We start from the raw sequence: 20021 nt of genomic DNA, 5'->3' as shown, positions 1-20021 counted from the left end.
GGAAATACATTGAGTTGGTTAACCGAAGAACCTGTTTCCCAAAAGGAACTCGCCCAATTATTTCGTGACCGTATTAAGCAGAAGCCGGCGGTAAAAATTCCCGGTGTTCATGACAGCATGTCTGCACTGATCGCCAGAAACACCGGCTTTGATATTTTATATCTATCGGGCGCTGCCTATACAGCGAGCCGGGGCCTGCCGGACCTTGGCATCATTCATTCCCATGAAGTTGCTGAACGGGCCCGGGATATTGTTCGCGCAGCAAAGCTCCCTCTGCTCGTTGATATTGATACCGGCTTTGGGGGAGTGCTCGACGTGGCACGCACCGCCCGGGAAATGACCGAAGCCGGGGTGGCCGCCGTACAGATTGAAGACCAGGACCTCCCGAAAAAATGTGGCCATTTAAACGGGAAAAAATTAGTCTCCGCCGAAGAAATGGTTCAAAAGATTAAAGTTATCAAAGAAGTCGCTCCGACGCTCGCCGTTATTGCCCGTACCGACGCCAAGGGCGTGGAAGGTATAGACGCAGCTATGGAGAGGGCGGCTCTCTACCGGGAGGCCGGCGCAGACGGCATCTTCCCGGAAGCTCTTTCCGCAGAGGAGGATTTCCGCCGGGCCGGGGATAGCCTCAGCGGCACGCCGCTGCTCGCTAATATGACTGAATTTGGCCGAACCCCGTATTATCATGCGGACCAGTTCGAATCATGGGGATTTAATATGATCATCTATCCGGTTACTTCCATGCGGGCCGCTGCCAAAGCCGTCGAACGGGTTTTTCAGGAAATTCATGATAAAGGCACCCAAAAGGATATGCTTGAGGATATGCAGACACGCGAAGAGCTGTACCGTACGATTTCGTACTACGATTACGAAGCATTAGATGAAAAGATCGCAAAAACCGAGCTGCCGACAATCGATGAAGATTAAAAAATAAAGCCTGGGGGCGTCCCCCGGCTTTATTTGTCTTCTTCGCCGTTTGATGACTCTTCTTCGAGCTCCTCTCTGTAATACTCTTCCATCACCCAATCGTTTTCGTGAAGCATTCCGGCTAAATCTTTTCCTACATACCGCACGTGCCAGGGCTCATACTGATAGCCGGTAATATCCGTTTTATCCTCAGGATAGCGGACTACAAAGCCGTACTCATGCGCATTTTCTTCAAGCCATTCCCCTTCTTCTGTTTCACCGAGATCTGTCGTTAACGAATAGCCGACGGATGCAGCACTCACGTCCATCGCCAGACCGCTTTGATGCTCGCTCTCCCCGGCTCTTGCACTATATTTGTTCGCCTCTTCTTCTCCGTCTTCTTCCGCGTTAGCTGCAAATATACTTTCCTGACGGTCATACGAACGGTATCCCGACACAGCCGAAAGCTCAATATCCTCCTCTTGCGCCTCCGCGAACATGTTTTCAAGCTGCGCTGCCGCTTTTTCTCTCATATACTTTTTCTGGGGCTCTCCCTCAAATGGAAAAGCCACGTCCGGAATTACTAAGTTTTCCGGTTCATAATCTGAAGGCAGATGGTATTCACGGTTAATTAAAGCGTCGATAGCCGATGGGTTCTCCAAATTTCCGTTTTCTTCTGTCTTGGGCGGCTCCTCTCCTGCATCTGCCTGCTCGTCATTTTCTGCTTCCTCTGCATTCTCTTCTGTATCGCCCTCTGTTTCTTCCTGACCTTCTCCGTTATTTTCCCCTGAAGCGTCCGAAGAGGCTTCTTCAGCTTCTTCAGCTCCGCTCTCTTCGTTCCCGTTATTCGCACAGCCGGTACTGACCAAGAGCCCCGACATTCCTGCAACGATCATCCATTTTTTCATCATGGACATCCTTTCCCTGCCATTCAAGGCGTCTTTATGCTTTTTTATTCACAAGATCGTCTGCCTAGTTAATTATTCCTTACTTCCTCATGAATTTTTCTATCCTTCTTTATGTTAGCATCTTAAGCGCCGATATAAACAGTAGAATCAAACATAAAGGGATTGATACGTATGGATAAGGCATCAATCATCGGCATTATTATAGCTTTTGCAGCTATCATGAGCGGTATCGCCATTAAAGGGATGGAGCTCATTTCTTTGCTGAACCCGGCCGCTTTATTAATTATTTTTGGGGGAACGATCGCCACTGTAGTAATTGCTTTCCCCGGTAATGAATTAAAAAACGTGCCGAAGCTTTTCGGCGTTTTATTTAAAAATCAGAATGAATGGAGTGTCGCTCAGCTTGTTCCCATGTTCTCCAAATGGGCCCAGACAGCTAGAAAAGAAGGTCTCTTGGCCCTCGAGGGCGACGTTCAGGACATTCAGGACCCCTTTCTTCGTAATGGTATGACGATGGCTGTGGACGGCCAGAACTCAGATTTTATCCGCGACATCATGAGCGAAGAGCTCGAAGCAATCGAATCCCGTCATCAAACAGGCGTTTCTATTTTCACCCAGGCAGGAACCTATGCGCCTACACTCGGTGTGCTCGGTGCTGTGGTCGGTCTCATTGCGGCGCTTGCCGACATGTCTGATATCGATAAGCTTGGAGAAGCAATCAGCGCTGCCTTCGTCGCCACACTTCTCGGCATTTTCACCGGCTATGTGCTCTGGCACCCCTTTGCCAATAAACTCAAGCGCAAATCCAAGCACGAAATTCATGTCCGCAGTGTCATGATTGAAGGTGTATTATCGGTCCAGGAGGGGCAGCCGCCCAAAACAATTGAACAAAAGCTTTTAATGTACGTTCCAGCGAAGGAACGGGAAAAGATTATGGAAGCGGCCCAGGAAGCCGAATGGAAGGAAGGTGCCGAAAATGGCTAGGCGGCGTAAGCGGAAAAAGGAAGAGGAAGAACACGTCAGTGAAGCCTGGCTTCTTCCTTACGCAGACCTCCTGACCCTCCTGCTTGCACTGTTTATCGTGCTATTTGCATCAAGTGAGGTGGATGCCCGAAAATTTGACCAGATCTCCGACTCCTTTAACTCTGTTTTCACTGGTGGAAGCGGCATCAACGAATCCGGAAGCTCTGTCGAAGAGCTGAATGCCGAAGACAATATCGATGAAAGTCCTCCAACAGCAATCGAAGAGGCAGAGGATCAAAACGAACTTGCCGAGCTCCAGGAGAGAGTGGAAGGATTTATTGATGAACGGGGACTTGAAGGCCAGTTTACGACCCGTCTCTCTGATGATGGACTGCTCCTCTCCATTAAAGACAATATTTTGTTTAATGTTGGTGAAGCAGAAATACGCGAAGAGGCTCTTGAAACTGCCGGGGATATGTCCGAGCTGCTGGTACTAAATCCCCCGCGCAACATTATTATCAGCGGCCATACGGATGACACCCCTATCGCGAACGCCGATTTCAGCACAAACTGGGAACTCAGCGTCATGCGGGCAGTGCATTTTATGGAGATAGTGCTCGAAAATCCCGATCTCGACCCAAGAGACTTCAGTGCCAAGGGGTTCGGCGAGTTTGAACCGGTGGCTTCTAATGATACCGAAGAGGGCCGTGCCCAGAACCGGCGCGTGGAGGTATTGATTCTTCCACGTAATCAAAACGAGTCCTCTGAATAAGAAATACTAAACCAAAAACTGGCTGCTCCTTAAAAGGGCAGCCAGTTTTCTATCTTTCCGTTTTTAATTGTTCTTTATTATCTGCGTGTACCTGCTTTAACGGTGCTTCAAACTTATGACGGTCAATAAACGCAAAAATGGCACTCTCCACGTATGGGTCTTTCAGCGATTTTTTCGTATTTTCAATATACCATTCTGAATCCCGGAGACGCTTTTCTATTTCTTCCGGCTTCGAGGCCACAAGACCGTGTCCCGGAACCACAGTGCTGTATTTGCTGTCCTTCCAGAGCTCATCCAGCTTTTTTAACGTAAACTGGTAGGATTCGCTGTGATATTCAATAATGGGAATCTCTACATTGCTTAAGTAGTCTCCGGCGATGCAGAGACCAAGCGGTTCTACGACTGCTGCCAGTCCGTCCACGGTATGGCCCGGTGCCAGATAGAATGTAATTTTGGTCTCCCCTTCTTCAAGCACCTGCTCATCCGAATCAACAATAATATCTGGTTTCGGATACTGGAGTTCATAGATGCGGTGAATATAATATGCACTGTCAAACTCTTTCATTTGCTGAACAATCTCTTCCTTATCGGATCTTGCATTAAATCCACGGGAAGCAATGATAGTTGCTTCCGGAAAAGCACCGGCTCCGATAACGTGATCAAAATCCGAATGGGTCAGCAGCAGATATACCGGCTGATTCTTTTTTCGTTCCTCGACAAAATTCCGGATCTCCTCAATCTCCGCTGGGAGCCATGTAGGGTCTGTGATTAATATCAAATCATCTGTCACGACGACAGTCGTATTTGTCTGATAGAGCTCGCTTTGAAATACGCTCCATTGTTCACGGTCTAATCTTTTTGCCACGCTGATCACCTTCTTATTAGTCTTCATTTACAGTTTCTTTCCCGAAAATGAAGGTTTTCATTCATGAATTGAAGTATTATTTTATTGAATAATTATATAAATTCATATAAAAGCAAATCATTCTTTTTGAATTTTTCATGAGCAAATCGTTCGCATTCATCCTCCCTTTCTCTTATCGTAAAAATACATCCCAATACAAAAGGAGGAAAATTTGTTGCTTAAGCAATGGATAAGAAGCCTCTCTTTCTCAAAGCGCTGCTACTATTGCAGATCAAAAACGTCCTATATGCGCCCATACTTTACAAAACAGAATGAAAAAGTATTTGTCTGTGAAAAATGCCTCGAATACGCTGAAAGAAGGGCTATGCAGCGAGCCGACTAGGAAAGAACGTATGTTATTTTCGTTTTATATATATCGTTTTACGCTTATCTCTTTTTTCGATCCTGATCTATATTACAATAGAGAAAAAGACCGATTGGAATTGGAGGGCCCCGATGAACGAACATGATAAGGAAATGCTCGAACTAATTGAAACTGGCGTAGTTACGTTAATGCGCCGGGCGGATTTTAAACGGACGCTTGACAGCCAGGCCAGCAGCCTGGATCGTTCCGCTTATTTGATTCTCCAGGTGCTGCACCAGCAGAGCCCCCGTTCTGCACGTGAGCTCGCTGATCATTTTCTCCTCGATATTTCGACACTCAGTCGCCAGATCCATTCGCTGGAGAAAAAAGGCCTTGTTTCCCGCCGGCCGGATCATCACGATAAACGGGTCAATCAGATTTTTATTACGAACGAAGGAATCGAAGCGATCAATACGCTGAAGCAGGAACGGATTCATATGTATGACAGCCTGTTGGCCGACTGGGATAAGGAAGAACGCGATCAATTTGCCCAGCTGCTTGAGCGTTTCAATAACACCCTCGTACAAAAAAGGGGTCTCCCTTCTTCATAATGCAGATAACGGGCCCTGGACCAGGGTCCGGTTTTTATTTAAAATAAGAACGTTTGTTCGTTTAAAATATTTATTTTGAGGTATAATCTATAGAAAGGAGCAATTTTTTCACCAAAGGAGGAGGGGCTGTGGCGCGGATTATTTTTCTTATCGACATGCAGTCGTTCTACGCCAATGTTGAAAAACTGTATTATTCCAACCTGCAGCATAAACCAACAGCCGTAGCCGGAGACCCGTCCATCCGGAGCGGGATAATTTTGGCTGCATGTCCTGTTGCTAAACGTGAAGGAGTGAAAACAGCCGAAACAATCGGAGAAGCACAGCAAAAGTGCCCTGGGCTCGTTATTATTCCTCCGCGCATGGAGCTGTATTTAAAAATTTCTGTGCAGATTGCGACGGCGCTTGAGGCTTACAGCGATAAAATAGAACCTTACAGCGTAGACGAGCTTTTTGCAGACATGACGCATACATACAAGCATACAGCTTCCACGCCGGAGCAGGCGGCTCTTTTCATCAACCGGCATCTTCTCCGGGCATTCGGCGTCTATCCCCGCACCGGCATCGGAGCGACCAAGGTTCTCGCCAAGATGGCCTGTGACCATTTTGCCAAAAAATCTGCCGATGGGATTTTCACCCTGAGGCAGGATCAGCTGGCTTCAACGCTTTGGCCTCTTCCTGTGAATCACCTGTTCGGGGTCGGGCGCCGGATGGAAAAACACCTGCAGCAGATGGGAATCCGAAAAGCCGGCCACCTTGCTGCCTATCCTGTAGAAGAGCTTCGCCACCGTTTTGGACTGAACGGAGAACTTCTCTGGCAGACGGCGCACGGTATTGACCCTTCCCCTGTCTCTCCCGGCACTCACACGCGCCGAAAGGCTATAGGACACCACATGACCCTCCCTCGTGATTACTCAAGCTGGGAGGATATCAGCGTCGTTTTGCGCGAGCTGAGCGAAGAGGTTGGACGCCGGGCCCGGACAGAGGGCTGTGCAGGCTGGACAGTTACCGTAGGAGCCGAGGGGCATGACAACGGAAATTCTCTTCATTTTCACCGGCAGGCGGCCCAGGCTGAACCGGTTAATGACGGCAAAGCTATCTACAGAGCCGCTGCATTTCTGTTTCATAAACATTGGACACACTTCCCGGTCCGGGGGCTGAGCGTCAGCCTGCAGCAGCTTGAAAGCAACCAATTTGTGCAGCTGGATCTGTTTTCTGAAAAAGAGCACCGCGAAGATTTAAACAAAACGATTGATGCTCTCAAGGACAGGTACGGACCAGCAGCTGTGCTCCAGGCCTCATCGCTTCTTCCCGGCGGCCAGGCCCTTGCCCGGGCAGAAAAAATCGGGGGGCACTACAAGTAGGCCCCAGCTGATTCAGGAACAGGAGTTGACGGCAAAGATAAAAAACGGGATGCTGTAATAAATTGAACTTCCAAGGAGGAAAACCCATGAAGGAATCATCTGAACAGTTTTTATACGATTTACTCCAGACTCCCTCCCCATCGGGACATGAAACAGCTATTCAGCGTAAGTGGCTTCAATACGTCTCTCCGTATGCGGATGAAGTTCACACGGATACGATAGGCAATGCCTGGGGCGTCATCAATCCGGAAGCCTCGTTTCACATCCTTTTAGCCGGGCACTGCGATGAAATTGGTTTTCTTGTAAAGTCCATCGACAGCAGCGGCTTCGTACGGGTGGAAAAGCTCGGCGGCATCAGCCAGGCGCCTGCTCTGGGAATGAAAGTAACCTTTCAGGGCAGGCAGGGACCTATCACAGGCGTTACGGGTGTCAATGCGGAACATAAGGGCGGCAGTAAAAAAGATTTCGCCTTTTCTGATCTGTACATAGACTTTGGGGCTAAAAGCAAAGAAGAAATGGAAAAGTATCTTTCCGTCGGTGATCCCGGAGTTTATGAGCGCACGCCCGAAAAACTGCTAAACGACCGTTTCAGCGGACGCGGGCTCGACAACCGGACAGGTGCCTTTATTACTGCAGAAGTGCTGCGCCGGCTGCAGGACAGACGACCGACGGTGGGCGTCTACGGCGTGAGCACAGTCAATGAAGAGACAAACATGGGCGGGGCCCATTTTGCCGGTGCCGGCCTCCGTCCAGATTTAGCAATCGCCCTTGACGTTACATTTGCGTATGATTACCCCGGGTCCAATCCAAACCAGGAAACAGAAGTGACACTCGGCGGCGGCCCTGTCCTCGCCAAGGGAGCTCCGATCCACCCGAAAGCTAATGAAGGACTGGAGCAGGCTTCCAAAAAGGCCGGTCTTTCCGTGCAATACGAGCTCACCCCGAGGGTGACCGGCACTGATGCTGACCGGCTGCGGCTCGCTGGCAACGGCGTTCCAAGCGTCAATGTTTCTCTTCCACTACGGTACATGCATGCCCCGGTGGAGACAGCCAGCATGGACGATATCGAAAATGTTATCGAGCTGCTGGTCGAATACATTTGTTCCCTGAAGGAAAATGAAGATCTGCGGCCTGTCCGTCCATAATTCACTTTATATGCTTTTTACGCTGCGCTCTCTTCTTTTTTAAGAAGGGAGCTTTTTATCATTTGTCCTTTTTTGATTCAAGGCTGTTCATTTGAGTCTAAAACCGCTACGATACAATTATGAATACTTGTATCTACATCACTCAAAGGAGCTGCAGCCAATGGAAGAACGCTTAGCAGAATTCGGACAAATCATCGATCAAATTATTTCCCGGGTACCGGGGACCTTCGGCGAAAATATCGCTGTATTTGTTCTCGCTATTTTACTGTACCTTTTACTTCGTCCTGTCTTCTTTTTGTGGAAACCAGCAGCTGCCCGGCTGCTAAAAATGCTGTGGTACGCGGCCCTCGGCTATGTTTTACTGCAGGAGGCCGGGTCTATTTTCTTCATTCTTGGCTTTGCAGCTGCTGTGGAGGCATACGATCAGTTTTTTCTCTTTTTTGAGGAACGAAAACGACGGGCTTCCATCCCAAAAGCGGAAGCAAAAACACGTACGACTCGGAAAAGAAAAGGAAGCTCTTAGGACCAGCTGACATTTAAGGAGGTTTTACATAATGAATTTTGCTACTGTGGGGACAAACTGGATCACCGAAGCCTTCATTCAGGCCGGCAGTTCGCTTAAAGACTTTCAGCTGCAGGCTGTTTATTCCCGGAATATTGAGCGTGCCCAAACGCTCGCGGATCAGTACGACGCGCCTTCGGCTTACGATGATTTAGAACAGCTTTGCCGGGATACAAACGTTGAAGCGCTGTACATTGCAAGCCCTACCAGGCATCACTTTTCCATCGCTATGGCTGGCATTCAGCACGGCAAGCACATCATCTGCGAAAAACCGATGTGCTCCAATGCGGAAGAAGCAAAGCGGCTTCTGGCCGCTGCTTCAGAATACGGCGTCACCATTATGGAAGCGATCAAAAACATGTATTTTCCGGCATGGGAAGCTGTTTCGAACCATCTTGACGACATTGGAAGACTGCGCCGGGCATCGATTTCCTACTGCCAGTATTCGAGCCGCTACGATGCCTACCGCGAAGGGACCGTACTCAATGCTTTTAAGCCGGAGCTTTCCAACGGAGCCTCGATGGATATCGGCATCTACTGCCTTCACCCCGCCCTTGAACTCCTTGGCATGCCGCAAACGGTACAGGCACATGGCTACCTGCTTGAAACCGGAGCCGACGGCCAGGCCGCTGTGCTTCTCGGTTATCCGGAAGCCCAGGCTGTTGTAAGCTATTCAAAAATTTCTTCTTCCACCCAGCCGGTGGAGCTGCAGGGTGAAGACGGGACAATCACCATCGATCATATTAACCATATGCACCGGGTGACCCTTACAAAAAAAGATGCAACGACTGTTCTTTGGGAAAACAATCAGGAGGATTCCATGGCTCATGAAATACGCGCCTTTATTCAGCTGTGCGCCGGTGAAGACGTGCGGCACATTTCTATCGAACGCTCTATGCAGGTGCTGCAGGTGCTTGATGAAATACGTGCCCAGATCGGCGTCCGCTTTCCTGCAGATAATGAGGAGTAAGTGAAAGCGATGAATCTTTCCTTTTTTTCCTTAATAAATAAAGGGCTGAGTGCTGTATTTGCCGTAGACTTGACCCAGGAATATGTATTTTTCCTGTTCAGCTTCGCCTTTTTTCTTCTCCTTCGGCCCCTGTGCTTTTTATGGATGCCGCCGCTTCAGCACCTGCTTCGATGCTCGTGGTACGTAATCATTGCTCTCGCCTTTTTTCAGGAATGGGCTGGAGCGCTTGTTATTCTCTTTTTCGTTCTTGCTGCAGAGTGCTGGCATCTGCTGTTTGCCGCTCTGGAAGCAACGACCAGGAAAAGTCCGTCTTAAAAACGGGCTTTTCTTTTTATATGCTCTGTGATAGAATCCTCTCTTGTGTGCAAAAAACAGATGTGTCCCGTAATACGTATTTTATAACAAGGGAGTAGATTTTATCATGAGTTCCACACAGGCAGTATCGTCTAAAAAACGGATCGGCCTGGCTATTCTGCTGGGCTCGCTGGCTGCATTTGGCGCTTTGACTATCGACATGTATTTACCCAGTTTTCCTTCTATAGCCCAGGATCTTGATACAAGTACATCGCTTGTTCAGCTTAGTTTAACAGCCTGCCTGCTCGGTCTCGCCTTTGGCCAATTAATCGTGGGCCCCATGAGTGATGTGAATGGCAGAAAAAAACCGCTGTCTGTTTTCCTATTTATTTATATAGCCGCTTCTATTTTATGTATATTTGCCCCAACCATCTGGATTCTAATAGCCTGCCGTTTCCTGCAGGGATTTTCAGCTTCAGCCGGCATCGTTATTTCCCGGGCAATTGTCCGGGACATGTACTCCGGAAAAGAACTGACAAAGTTCTTTTCACTGTTAATGCTCGTAAATGGCCTTGCACCAATAATTGCTCCAGTGCTTGGCGGGGCCATTCTTAACTTTACGACATGGAACGGCGTCTTTGCCGTACTAAGTGCGATAGGAATCATTATCTTTATTATTGTTTTATCCCTGCTTCCGGAAACCCTTCCGGAAACAAACCGTTCAGACAGCGATATAAAAGAAACAGTACGTACCTTTGGCAGTTTATTGAAGGATCGTTCGTTTATGGGCTTTGCTCTCGCCCAGGGTTTAAAAATGGCTGGCATTTTTGCTTACGTTTCCGGCACACCGTTTGTGTATCAAGGCATTTACGGAGCGTCACCGCAAACCTTTGGCTTTTTATTCGCACTTAACGGGATCGGCATTATTATCGGTTCGCAGACAACCGGCCGGCTCGCCGGTGTTATCCCGGAACGAAAAATACTCACCTTCGGGCTTGGGCTGACCCTCATTTCAAGCTCTGTCTTATTAACAATGACAGTAATTCAGGCACCGCTTGCTGCTATCGTCATTCCAATGTTTTTCGTCGTTTCAAGCCTCGGGCTTGTCAATACGGCTTCGTTCTCTCTTGCGATGGAAGAACAGGGTCACCGTGCCGGCAGCGCTGCTGCTTTAATCGGGCTGCTTCCATTTTTATTCGGTGCGGCTTCAGCCCCGCTGGTCGGCATTGCCGGAGAGCATACAGCAGTACCGATGGGGATAGTGATTTTTGGAGCGGATGCTGCAGCAGTGCTCAGCTACGTGTTACTCGCGCGTTCGTCGAAAACACCTTCTGCCGAAAAAGAAAAATCATCTCAGGATTCCTATTATAAAAATGCAAAACCAAAAACCAGCTCTTAAGCTGGAACACTAAGGAACCCGGTCATTTCAGCTTTTGTGCAGAACTGTATATTAACGAAAACCCTGCAGTCAAATTTATGGCTGCAGGGTTTATTTATTAATCCTCGATTTTTTTCCATTCTTTTGCCGATTCTGCTGCTTTTTTTACTTCTTCAAGCGTTTTTCCCATGCCAGCTTCAACCGCAGCGATATACGTTCCTTCCACAAGCGGAGCATCAGCTATTGTAATACGGCCTTCAAGCTCCGGCAGCATTTCAAGTGCCATTTCCGCGTTCATTAATGCACTTCCGATGTCAAAAAGCAGAAGCACACCTTCTTCGGTCGTAACTGATTCGACGGCTCCTGTGATCCGATCAACGCTCGTGCCGATTTCTCCGTCTTCAGTTCCGCCGGCTGCGGCGATTGCAACATCCTCCTGTTTCGTCTGTGATACGAGATCTACAATGCCGTCAGCGAGTTCTTTGCTGTGAGAAATAACGATGATGCTGACTTTAGCCATTAAGAGGCCCCCTCTTTGTACACTTCTGCCAATGCTTCAAAAACGAGCTGAGATGAAAAGGCTCCAGGGTCCATATGGCCCTTCGAACGCTCTCCTAAATAAGAAGCCCTTCCTTTTTTAGCAACTTTATCGATGGTGGCTTCTGCTTCTTTTTCAGCTGTGCTGGCAGCCTTCTCCGCGTCTGCACCATCCTCTTTCATTTCATCCCGCACAGGAATCCATACATCGAGCATCGTTTTGTCGCCAAGGGAAGCCTTCCCTCTCGTTTCAATACCACCAACGGCTGCCTCGATGCCTTCGGTAAACGCTGCGCTGTCGAGCGCATCTCTTCCCTTCCATGCATTGGCTGCTTTAAGAAATGCCGTTCCATACAGCGGGCCCGAAGCTCCTCCCACCTTCGAAATCAGTGTTGAAGCTACGTCTTTATACATCGCGCCAATATCATCGTAGGAAGTATCCTCCAATTTATTGGCTACTTCCTGAAAGCCGCGGGCCATATTATGCCCGTGATCTCCGTCTCCGATGGCCTGATCAAGCTCGGAGAGCCTGTCCTTATGCTCCTGCATTTTTGCATTGATTCTTAGTGCCCACTGCTTCATTACTGCTGTGCTTAGTTCCATGAAAACTTCACTCCCTGCCGGATAGTAGCAACCGTTTACGTTCCTTATCCAAATTTAAAATCGTTACCGAGCACCCTGTCATTTCAAGTGACGTCATATATTCTCCTACAAAGGTTTTCTTTACATGAATACCACGGTCCTTCAACAGCTGAATGGCCTTTCTTGCCACAATATACAGCTCCATTAAAGGCGTCGCACCCTGACCGTTGATCATTAACGCTACTTCGCTGCCGTCATTTAGATGCATATCATCGAGCACGTGCTGAACCAATTCTTCCGTAACAGCGTCTGCCTGCATTAGCTCGCGCCGTTCCACGCCCTGTTCGCCGTGAATGCCGGTCCCGATTTCCATCTCGTTTTCATCGAGGGTAAATCCAGGTTTACCGGAAGCCGGAACAGTACACGGAGAAAGGGACACGCCCATTGAACGCAAGTTGTCAGCCACACTCTGGGCAATGGCTTCCACCTCGTCCAGGCTTTTTCCCTCAGCTGCTGCTGCACCGGCAATCATATGCACAAGCGTCGTTCCAGCTACACCGCGGCGGTCCTCCGGATTAGAAATCGCTACATCGTCCCGTATAACAACCTGTTTGACCGTAATATCCTCTGCTTCTGCCAGATCAGCAGCCATATCGAAGTTCATGACATCCCCACTGTAGTTTTTTACGATCAAAAGAACTCCCGATCCGCTGTCGACAGCTTTAATGGCTTCAAGCACCTGGTCCGGTGTCGGCGAGGTGAAGACTTCCCCGCTTACTGCTGCATCGAGCAGCCCTTCTCCCACATATCCCGCATGGGCAGGTTCATGTCCGCTTCCACCGCCGCTGATCAATGCTACTTTCCCCTGCACCGGGGCATCTGCCCGCACGATGACATTTGTGTTCTCAATCGACCGGAGCTTATCCGGGTGAGCGGCCACCAGTCCCTCCACCATTTCAGAAACAATCTGGTCCACACCATTAATGAGCTTTTTCATTTGTTATCCTCCCTCAGTCTATAATTTAGTTTTTATATCTTGAATTTGAGCGATATGACGCTCCTCATGGAGACCGATCATTTCCAGCCACTGATGAAGAGGCATAGGCCCAAAATTGGGGTGCGAAATGGAACGTGCTGCTAAGTCTTCCCTGGTATGCTTTTCCTCCAGGTGACGGATATATTCTCTTGTTTCCTTCAGTTCCTCAAGCAGGTTTTGCTTGCCAAATTCCATGTCCTCCGGCTGGAGCTCCTGCGGCGCTTCTGCCGGCCGGCGCCGGTACTTCATCATTTGAATCGGCTTTTCTTCCGCTCTTGTGGTAGGTTCTGTTTCCAGAGCACTTTTCATACTCCTCCCTACGAAAGCTTCAAATAACCGGAGGTGTTCCACTACCTGGGCGATACTCCAATCAGTAGTGTCTGTCTTTATGTTCCAATCTGCTTCCGGAACTGGTTCGACTTCCTCCAGAAGCTGGCTGCGTACATTTTCAATATATTCCATCTTAAAACCTCCATCCACCACAAGAATTCGATATGTATGTTCAATAATCCTTTTTTCTGCTACGCATACTAGTTATTCCCCTTTTCAAGGAAAATAAATCTTGATAAGGCACGTATTTTCACACATAACTCTTATCATTTTCGGGCAAAGAAAACAAAGGCAAATAAAGGAGAGAGCAGCTATGAGCTTTAATTATAATGAAGATTTTGAACGTATTGATTTTCGTGAACAGCCGGATAAATACCGCGTAGGACGCGGGGAACAGGGCGTTTTAATGGTGGAGCCGTATAAAAGTGAAATTCTTCCGTATTGGAGGTTTAAGACCCCGGACATTGCCAGGGAGTCCTCCGGGCAAATTTATGAATTATTTTTGGAGTATAAAAAGCAAAAAGACTTCGTCGGAATGGATATGGCAAGAAAATTTCTGCAGATGGGCTATACGCGCTCACGCCGGTACGCCAACTATAAAGGAGGCAAAAAATACGACAAAGACGGTAACGTGAACGATCGTCAGATCAATGAAGAAAAAGCCGAATCCGCCCGGATTTTTGAGGAAAAATGGATTAAGGCCCGGGAGGACGAAACCTATTTATCGTGGAAAAAAGACCATCAGCAGAAATATGGGTGAAATAAAAAGTTAAACAGCTTTTTTATTTCACCGCCACGGCTACGCCCGCGATCCGTGCAGCCGCTTCTTTTAATCGCTGTTCCTCTTCGAGCAGACCAATGCGGACGTACCCCTCTCCCATGCTGCCAAAGCCATGGCCCGGGGCGACTACTACACCTGCTTCTTCGAGCAGCTCTTCGGTGAACGAAGCAGAGGTGTAGCCTTTTGGCACTTCCATCCATACAAAAAAGGAACCACGGGGCGACTGTACCGCTACACCGTGATCGTGAAGCGCCTGAATAAATACGTTTCTTCTGCTTTCATAAACATTCAGTATATCTTCAGCCATCTCTGCCCCATGATCAAACGCATAAGCTGCCGTTTCCTGAACCGCCCCAAACAAACTTACATACAGATGATCCTGGATGTTATTAATCATTTCTATGACTGAAGCATTACCCACCGCAACAGCCACACGCCATCCGGCCATGTTAAACGTTTTCGAAAGTGTATACATTTCTATGCCCACTTCCCGGGCCCCGGGGGTCTGAAGAAAGCTGGGAGGCTTTTCGCCCTCATAGCCGAGCGACCCATAGGCGAAATCGTGAACGACACAAATGTGGTGCTGGACAGCAGTCCGGACCGTTTCTTCAAAAAATTCCGTTGTAGCAGTGCCGGCAGTCGGGTTGTTAGGATAATTTAAAAACATCATTTTTGCCCGGTTGAGCACATCTTCTTCAATCTGCCGAAAATCGGGACGAAAATTATTTTCTTTTTTAAGCGGCATAAAAGCCGTTTCTGCGTTGGCAAGGGCTGTTCCCGAGAGATAGTCAGGATAACCCGGGTCTGGCAGTAACGCGGTATCCCCTGGATTAAGAAGACACTGGCTGATCTCCACAAGCCCCGTTTTTGCACCGAATAAAACCGCCACTTCCGTTTTTGGATCCAGCGTCACACCGTATTCCCGCTGATAAAAATCAGCCGCTGACTTCTTCAAAAATTCATACCCCCGAAATGGGGAATATTTATGATATTCCGGATTTTCAGCAGCGCCCCTCATCTTTTCGACAATAGGCTCAGGAGTCGGCTGATCAGGATTTCCCTGGCCCAGGTTAATTAAGTCCTGTCCCTCTTCCCTGCGTTTCTGGACCTTTCTTGAAAGTGAAGCAAAAAACTGTTCCGGCAGTCGTTCGATTTGTTCAGACGGTTCGAATCGCATAAATTTTCCTCCTGTACGCAGAGTCTCCGGCATGCGTTTTACAATCGTAAAAGCAAAGTACCTTCAGTGTAACGTTAAACAGGCTAAAGCACACCCCTCCCGCTCTATTAAAAATATGCGAAAAACATTTTTTACTTAGTTCCAAAGGTTTACATTGTAATTATAAAATGAATACCATATAATAGTCATGCAAATGATTATTATTATCAACTAGGGGGATATACATATTGGTTAAAAAGTGGATTTCTTTATTTGCAGTTGGCTTCGCCTTTTTATTTGTGCTTGCTGCCTGCGGCAACGATTCATCCGGAGATTCCGGCGGAAGTGAAGACGGTGGCGAGAATGCGGAGGCAGAAACAAGAACAGTCACTGACCCCACCGGCCGGGAAGTGGAAATTCCATCAGATCCGCAAAACGTTGTAGCCCTGCAGAATGTAGCAGACATGCTGATTCTTGATGAACAGCCGATAGGCACTTCTGACTATTATCTCGATACGTACGGAGCCCAGCTCGAGGGAGTGGAAAGCGTTGGCGGTGATACGCCAAACGTCGAGAAGATCAACGAGCTTGAGCCGGATATGATCCTTTTATCCGATTATCAGTCGGACTCTCTCGATCAGCTCGAACAAATTGCTCCGGTGTATATGACTGCTTTTGGGGACACGCCGGAAGAGCAGCTTCAAAACACCGCTGATGCATTGAACAAAGAAGATGCCAGCGAAGAATGGCTGAACGAATATGAACAGCAGGCGGAGGAAGCCAGACAGACGCTTGCAGACAATAACGTGCCGGAAGATGCAACAGCAGCCGTCGTCCAATTCATTGGCAAAGAAGTATACGTTCACGATCAATCCGTATTTGCCGGCCTGTATGAAGGCGCAGGACTTGAACCGACAGAGGGCGTGAAAGAAAACACGGAAACGCAGGCCATCTCTCTTGAAACAGTGCCTGAGTACGTGGAAGGGGCAGACTACCTGTTCGTTTTAACCGACCAGGGAGAACCGACAGAGCAATCCCAGGAGCTTGTGGATGATCTGCTTGCTGATACCGAAGCCGTTCAAAACGACCAGTTTTATTATGTAAACAATACAAAATGGAGTGATTTCACGCTGCTTGGCCGTGAATACCAGCTCAACGATTCAGTAGAAAAAATTACCGGCGAATAAAGCAGAGGCCCGTTCTTTTATAAGAACAGGGCCTTTTTTTACTTACTTGTCAATTTCTAAAATACCTGCATAAGCCGCTTCATACCTTCCTAAAATATCCTGATAAGAATACGGCTTAGGGCTTCTTGCTAAAAGCCTTGTTTGTTTTTCCCCACTTTCAGCCAAATTCACGAGATCACTTTCTTTAATTCCGAATTGCTCCAATGTAGAGGGAATCCCAACATCCTCCACAATGTTTTTCAGCTCCCGCACACCCGCTATTGCGGCTTCTCTTTTTGATAATCCTTCAGTATTTGCCCCTATCCGCTCTGCTATCACTCCCATTTTTTCCATGCAGGAAGGCCAGATGTAATCAAAGATATAAGGAAGAAGTACAGCATTCGATTCACCATGAGGGATTTTAAATAACCCCCCTAACGGATAGGCTAAAGCGTGTACACCAGCAACACCTGCGTTATAAAAGCTTAACCCCGCAGTCATGCTCCCCCAGCTCATTTGTGCACGCGCCTCTTTATTACTGCCATTCCATACAGCTGTACGAATATTTTTCGCTATTCTTTCCATTGCGTCCAAAGCGAGGGCATCCGTCAGCGGAGTGCTGTTAACAGAAATATATGCTTCTACTGCGTGAGTAAGAGCATCCACCCCAGTAGCAGCAGTAACCTTAGGTGGCACTGTCATCGTAAGATCCGGATCTACCACGGCAACATCTGCCAATAAAAATTCATGGGTGATTACGTCCTTGGTACCTTCCAGCGAAAATACGCTTATATCTGTTACCTCTGCCCCTGTACCGGCAGTTGTTGGTATTAAAAGCTTTGGCAGACCTCTATTTGCAAGGGATTTATCTCCTGAAAGGTTTAAATAATTCTCAATGGACCCTTCGTTACCGTGCAATACAGAAACTGCCTTTGCGATGTCAAGCGAGCTTCCTCCTCCGATTCCGATAACAAAATCTGCATCAAATGATTTTAGTGCCTGCAGGGCATTCTTTCCAATTTCTACAGGCGGTTCCGGCTTTAGGTCGGAATATATTTCATATATTACCCCGGCTTCTTTTAACTGGTCTTCTAAAGGAGCTACGATGCCAGCATCCAACACCCCCGGGTCAGCAAAAACCATCACCCGCCCTGCCTGATAGGACTTCAGCAAAGCCGGTATTTCATTTACCGCTCCTTCACCTGAAACAATTCTGATTGGGGAAACAAACGATTTATACATTTTTTCCACTCCTTGTACTAGGTTTTTGTTTTATATCTAAGCCGCTTTCCTTTGGTGCCTCCGTAGTAGCTATAGTTACAATATACATCGTCAGCATACCGACGATGACCCCAATACCAGCAGCTCCGAAAGGATTAGAGAAGTTAAGTCCAATTGGCAGATACACGAACCAGTATACAACTGTGGCTGCTATCAAAGAGGAAATAGCCGCTGTTTTATTTGCCCGATCCCATATACCACCGACCACGATAGGGCCTGCAGTAGCCGCCATGATACCTCCAATGCCGATCCACATGAAAACTGCCAGGAATTCTGGCGGGGACCAGGCGAAAAAGATAGCTGCTATGATTACTACAAAGGTGCTGTAACGACTGATAATCAATTCATTGCGTTCCGCTTTTGCCTTCGAAATATTGATTTTAGGCACAATCGTTTTACGATATAAATCATTAGCCAGCAGTTGAGTCAGTGATACTATCAGACCGTCTGAAGTTGACATTACAGCAGATAGTACAGCTATTGCCAGAAATGCTGCAATTACTGGCGGAAATATTTCACTGAAAAGGACCGGAATTATCTGGTCAGGACTAATACCTGCGTCTGCACCGACTACGGCCACTCCAAGCATTCCGCCCAACGCCATTAAAGGCAGGATTGTAGCAAAAATAGTACAATACATAATCAGCTTTCTAATATCTTTACTGCCTTTCACAGCCATAAATTTGTTACCAAGGTGCGGCTGCACGGAAAAAGGTAAGTGAGCTACAAATAGTAAGGCTACCAGCCAAAAAGCTCCGTACGTATTATCACCGGGAAGAAACAATTGATTAAAGCCGCCCTGGGGATTTTCATTACTCACTGTGTTCAGCATATCGGTAAAGCCACCATTGACGCCTACGCTCGTCATAAAGCAAACAAATACTGTAATGGCCACTATCAGCATTAAAAGTCCCTGTACAGCATCGGTAATAATATCTGAGTGCGACCCTCCCATAAATACATACACAGCAAGTACTGCTGCTGTGATAATTAAACCAACTCCGTAATCAACACCCATCATAGTTTGAAACATTGTCGCAGCAGCAACAAATTGAGAAACGACGTAAAAAATAAGCAAAATGGAAATAATCGTTAAAGCAATCCGCAGAAAATCACTTTTGTATCTTTCTCCAATAAATTCCGGAATCGTTCTTGTACCGAATTCATCGCCATATTTCTTTATAACCTTAGCTACAAAAAGCATGCCAATAACGGTGGCTATAGGATAAAGCAGCGGATACCAGAGGCTCGGAGTCCCGATGCTGTAAGCAAGCCCCGGCATGCCCATAAAAGTGGAGCCACTGGATATACCTGCTGCAATTACTAAGGCGATTACTAAGGGGCTGTAGCTTGATCTTGCGGTGGCAAAATCCTCTGACGTTTTCGTTTTTTTCATTCCAATCCAGCCGAAATAAAGCATCATTAGTATAAATAAGCCCATGAAAATCCAGGAATAGGTTACAATTTGTGTATCCATCGAATCCCCCTATTCTTTTTCCTTTAAAATATTTGTTTTCCAAAGTGTCAGTGCCATCCCGACCCAGGTGCCAACTATACAAACGGCCATAATTATCAGGAAGTTCATTCTACGCTCCCCTTTCTTGATAAAATCGCTGGATAATAGGAAACTTTTCTAATTTATCGTAAGATTCTGAACTCACTTCATATAACATTACTTTCATTTTATTACTGTTAAGTTTTTTTGCACTTTCAATTTGATAAGGAGCATAAAAAACATACGTGTTCTCCCTTTTTACTACAGGAACCTTCCAGGAACGGCGTTGATATAAAAAGTATTTTCTTAATGTCTCTTTTCCCTGCTCCTGAAATTCCTGCTTCTCGATCTCATAAGGAATAATTGCTTCGTTCTGTACTTCGATAGTTTCACAGACCGGCAGACCATCTATGATGCCCTGCTGATTTGTTATCCCGTCTCCAGCGGTAATAATTTTTTCTGTTCGTTCGCCAAATAGGGTCTGAAACGTTACGAGCCATTCAGCTGCGTACTTAGGATAATAACAAGTAAACAAATACTCTTTTTTCTTTCCTCTCATTGTCTGTATTTGCATACTAC

General features: G+C 47.3%; 22 protein-coding genes. 12 read left to right on the top strand and 10 right to left on the bottom strand.

Going from position 1 to position 20021, the window contains the following annotated elements:
• Positions 1-9: 9 nt before the first annotated feature.
• Positions 10-927 (top strand): methylisocitrate lyase, encoded by a 918-nt coding sequence (prpB, locus tag SIC45_RS00605; protein WP_319630681.1) that lies wholly within the window; start codon positions 10-12, stop codon positions 925-927.
• A 29-nt stretch (positions 928-956) separates the two neighbouring features.
• Here the strand turns inward: prpB and SIC45_RS00600 are convergent, their stop codons facing one another.
• Positions 957-1814 (bottom strand): M15 family metallopeptidase, encoded by an 858-nt coding sequence (locus tag SIC45_RS00600; RefSeq protein WP_319630680.1) that lies wholly within the window; start codon positions 1812-1814, stop codon positions 957-959.
• Positions 1815-1985: 171 nt separating this feature from the next.
• On the opposite strand from SIC45_RS00600, the gene motA reads away from it, so the two are divergent.
• Positions 1986-2798: a flagellar motor stator protein MotA gene (gene motA, locus SIC45_RS00595; protein ID WP_319630679.1), complete on the top strand. Its 813-nt coding sequence runs from the start codon at positions 1986-1988 to the stop codon at positions 2796-2798.
• The gene (gene motB / locus SIC45_RS00590; RefSeq protein ID WP_319630678.1) at positions 2791-3549 is read left to right on the top strand and encodes a flagellar motor protein MotB; all 759 of its coding nucleotides are present in this window, start codon (positions 2791-2793) and stop codon (positions 3547-3549) included. Before motA ends, motB begins: the two co-directional genes overlap by 8 nt.
• Positions 3550-3598: 49 nt before the next feature.
• Here the strand turns inward: motB and SIC45_RS00585 are convergent, their stop codons facing one another.
• A complete protein-coding gene (locus tag SIC45_RS00585; RefSeq protein WP_319630677.1) occupies positions 3599-4414 on the bottom strand; it encodes an MBL fold metallo-hydrolase in 816 nt (271 codons plus the stop codon).
• A 495-nt stretch (positions 4415-4909) separates the two neighbouring features.
• On the opposite strand from SIC45_RS00585, the gene SIC45_RS00580 reads away from it, so the two are divergent.
• The 7 genes from SIC45_RS00580 (at position 4910) to SIC45_RS00550 (ending at position 11099) form a co-directional block, all read left to right on the top strand.
• Positions 4910-5368, top strand: coding sequence for a MarR family winged helix-turn-helix transcriptional regulator (locus SIC45_RS00580; protein ID WP_298784606.1), 459 nt, complete (start codon positions 4910-4912; stop codon positions 5366-5368).
• A gap of 128 nt (positions 5369-5496) precedes the next feature.
• Positions 5497-6729, top strand: coding sequence for a DNA polymerase IV (locus SIC45_RS00575; protein ID WP_319630676.1), 1233 nt, complete (start codon positions 5497-5499; stop codon positions 6727-6729).
• Between the two features lie 86 nt (positions 6730-6815).
• Positions 6816-7874 carry a M20/M25/M40 family metallo-hydrolase gene (locus SIC45_RS00570; RefSeq protein ID WP_319630675.1) on the top strand — a complete coding sequence of 353 codons (1059 nt, stop codon included), beginning with the start codon at positions 6816-6818 and terminating at the stop codon, positions 7872-7874.
• Positions 7875-8034: 160 nt separating this feature from the next.
• Complete coding sequence (locus SIC45_RS00565) at positions 8035-8397, top strand: hypothetical protein (protein ID WP_319630674.1); 363 nt, start codon at positions 8035-8037, stop codon at positions 8395-8397.
• Positions 8398-8428: 31 nt separating this feature from the next.
• Entirely contained in the window at positions 8429-9406 is a 978-nt protein-coding gene (locus tag SIC45_RS00560) for a Gfo/Idh/MocA family oxidoreductase (protein WP_319630673.1), read from the top strand.
• Between the two features lie 9 nt (positions 9407-9415).
• A complete protein-coding gene (locus SIC45_RS00555; protein ID WP_319630672.1) occupies positions 9416-9721 on the top strand; it encodes a hypothetical protein in 306 nt (101 codons plus the stop codon).
• Between the two features lie 106 nt (positions 9722-9827).
• A complete protein-coding gene (locus tag SIC45_RS00550) occupies positions 9828-11099 on the top strand; it encodes a multidrug effflux MFS transporter (protein ID WP_319630671.1) in 1272 nt (423 codons plus the stop codon).
• A 97-nt stretch (positions 11100-11196) separates the two neighbouring features.
• On the opposite strand, the gene dhaM is transcribed toward SIC45_RS00550, so the two are convergent.
• Genes dhaM through SIC45_RS00530 form a run of 4 tightly spaced genes read right to left on the bottom strand, consistent with a single transcriptional unit; the run spans position 11197 to position 13695 of the window.
• Entirely contained in the window at positions 11197-11598 is a 402-nt protein-coding gene (gene dhaM, locus SIC45_RS00545) for a dihydroxyacetone kinase phosphoryl donor subunit DhaM (protein WP_298784590.1), read from the bottom strand.
• Positions 11598-12218: a dihydroxyacetone kinase subunit DhaL gene (gene dhaL / locus SIC45_RS00540; protein ID WP_319630670.1), complete on the bottom strand. Its 621-nt coding sequence runs from the start codon at positions 12216-12218 to the stop codon at positions 11598-11600. The genes dhaM and dhaL overlap by 1 nt, the downstream gene beginning before the upstream one ends.
• 7 nt (positions 12219-12225) lie before the next feature.
• On the bottom strand, positions 12226-13194 hold the full coding sequence (gene dhaK / locus SIC45_RS00535; RefSeq protein ID WP_319630669.1) for a dihydroxyacetone kinase subunit DhaK: 969 nt from the start codon (positions 13192-13194) through the stop codon (positions 12226-12228).
• A gap of 18 nt (positions 13195-13212) precedes the next feature.
• Complete coding sequence (locus SIC45_RS00530) at positions 13213-13695, bottom strand: DinB family protein (protein ID WP_298784584.1); 483 nt, start codon at positions 13693-13695, stop codon at positions 13213-13215.
• Positions 13696-13876: 181 nt separating this feature from the next.
• On the opposite strand from SIC45_RS00530, the gene SIC45_RS00525 reads away from it, so the two are divergent.
• Positions 13877-14323, top strand: a complete 447-nt coding sequence (locus SIC45_RS00525) for a DUF4385 domain-containing protein (protein WP_319630668.1) — start codon at positions 13877-13879, stop codon at positions 14321-14323.
• 22 nt (positions 14324-14345) lie between these two features.
• On the opposite strand, the gene SIC45_RS00520 is transcribed toward SIC45_RS00525, so the two are convergent.
• Positions 14346-15521, bottom strand: a complete 1176-nt coding sequence (locus SIC45_RS00520) for a pyridoxal phosphate-dependent aminotransferase (RefSeq protein ID WP_319630667.1) — start codon at positions 15519-15521, stop codon at positions 14346-14348.
• 227 nt (positions 15522-15748) lie between these two features.
• Here SIC45_RS00520 and SIC45_RS00515 point away from each other — a divergent pair, with 227 nt between their 5' ends.
• The gene (locus SIC45_RS00515) at positions 15749-16687 is read left to right on the top strand and encodes an ABC transporter substrate-binding protein (protein WP_319630666.1); all 939 of its coding nucleotides are present in this window, start codon (positions 15749-15751) and stop codon (positions 16685-16687) included.
• A gap of 42 nt (positions 16688-16729) precedes the next feature.
• Here the strand turns inward: SIC45_RS00515 and SIC45_RS00510 are convergent, their stop codons facing one another.
• The 3 genes from SIC45_RS00510 to SIC45_RS00500 form a co-directional block, all read right to left on the bottom strand.
• Positions 16730-17908, bottom strand: a complete 1179-nt coding sequence (locus SIC45_RS00510; RefSeq protein WP_319630665.1) for an iron-containing alcohol dehydrogenase — start codon at positions 17906-17908, stop codon at positions 16730-16732.
• Positions 17901-19424, bottom strand: a complete 1524-nt coding sequence (locus tag SIC45_RS00505; RefSeq protein WP_298784576.1) for a sodium:solute symporter family protein — start codon at positions 19422-19424, stop codon at positions 17901-17903. Before SIC45_RS00505 ends, SIC45_RS00510 begins: the two co-directional genes overlap by 8 nt.
• A gap of 109 nt (positions 19425-19533) precedes the next feature.
• Positions 19534-20016, bottom strand: a complete 483-nt coding sequence (locus SIC45_RS00500; RefSeq protein ID WP_319630664.1) for a hypothetical protein — start codon at positions 20014-20016, stop codon at positions 19534-19536.
• Between the last annotated feature and the right edge of the window lie 5 nt (positions 20017-20021).

This window comes from Marinococcus sp. PL1-022 (assembly GCF_033845285.1).
GTDB lineage: Bacteria > Bacillota > Bacilli > Bacillales > Marinococcaceae > Marinococcus.
The sequence above is the reverse complement of the archived record's forward strand: the minus strand, read 5'-3'. Positions and strand labels throughout refer to the sequence as shown.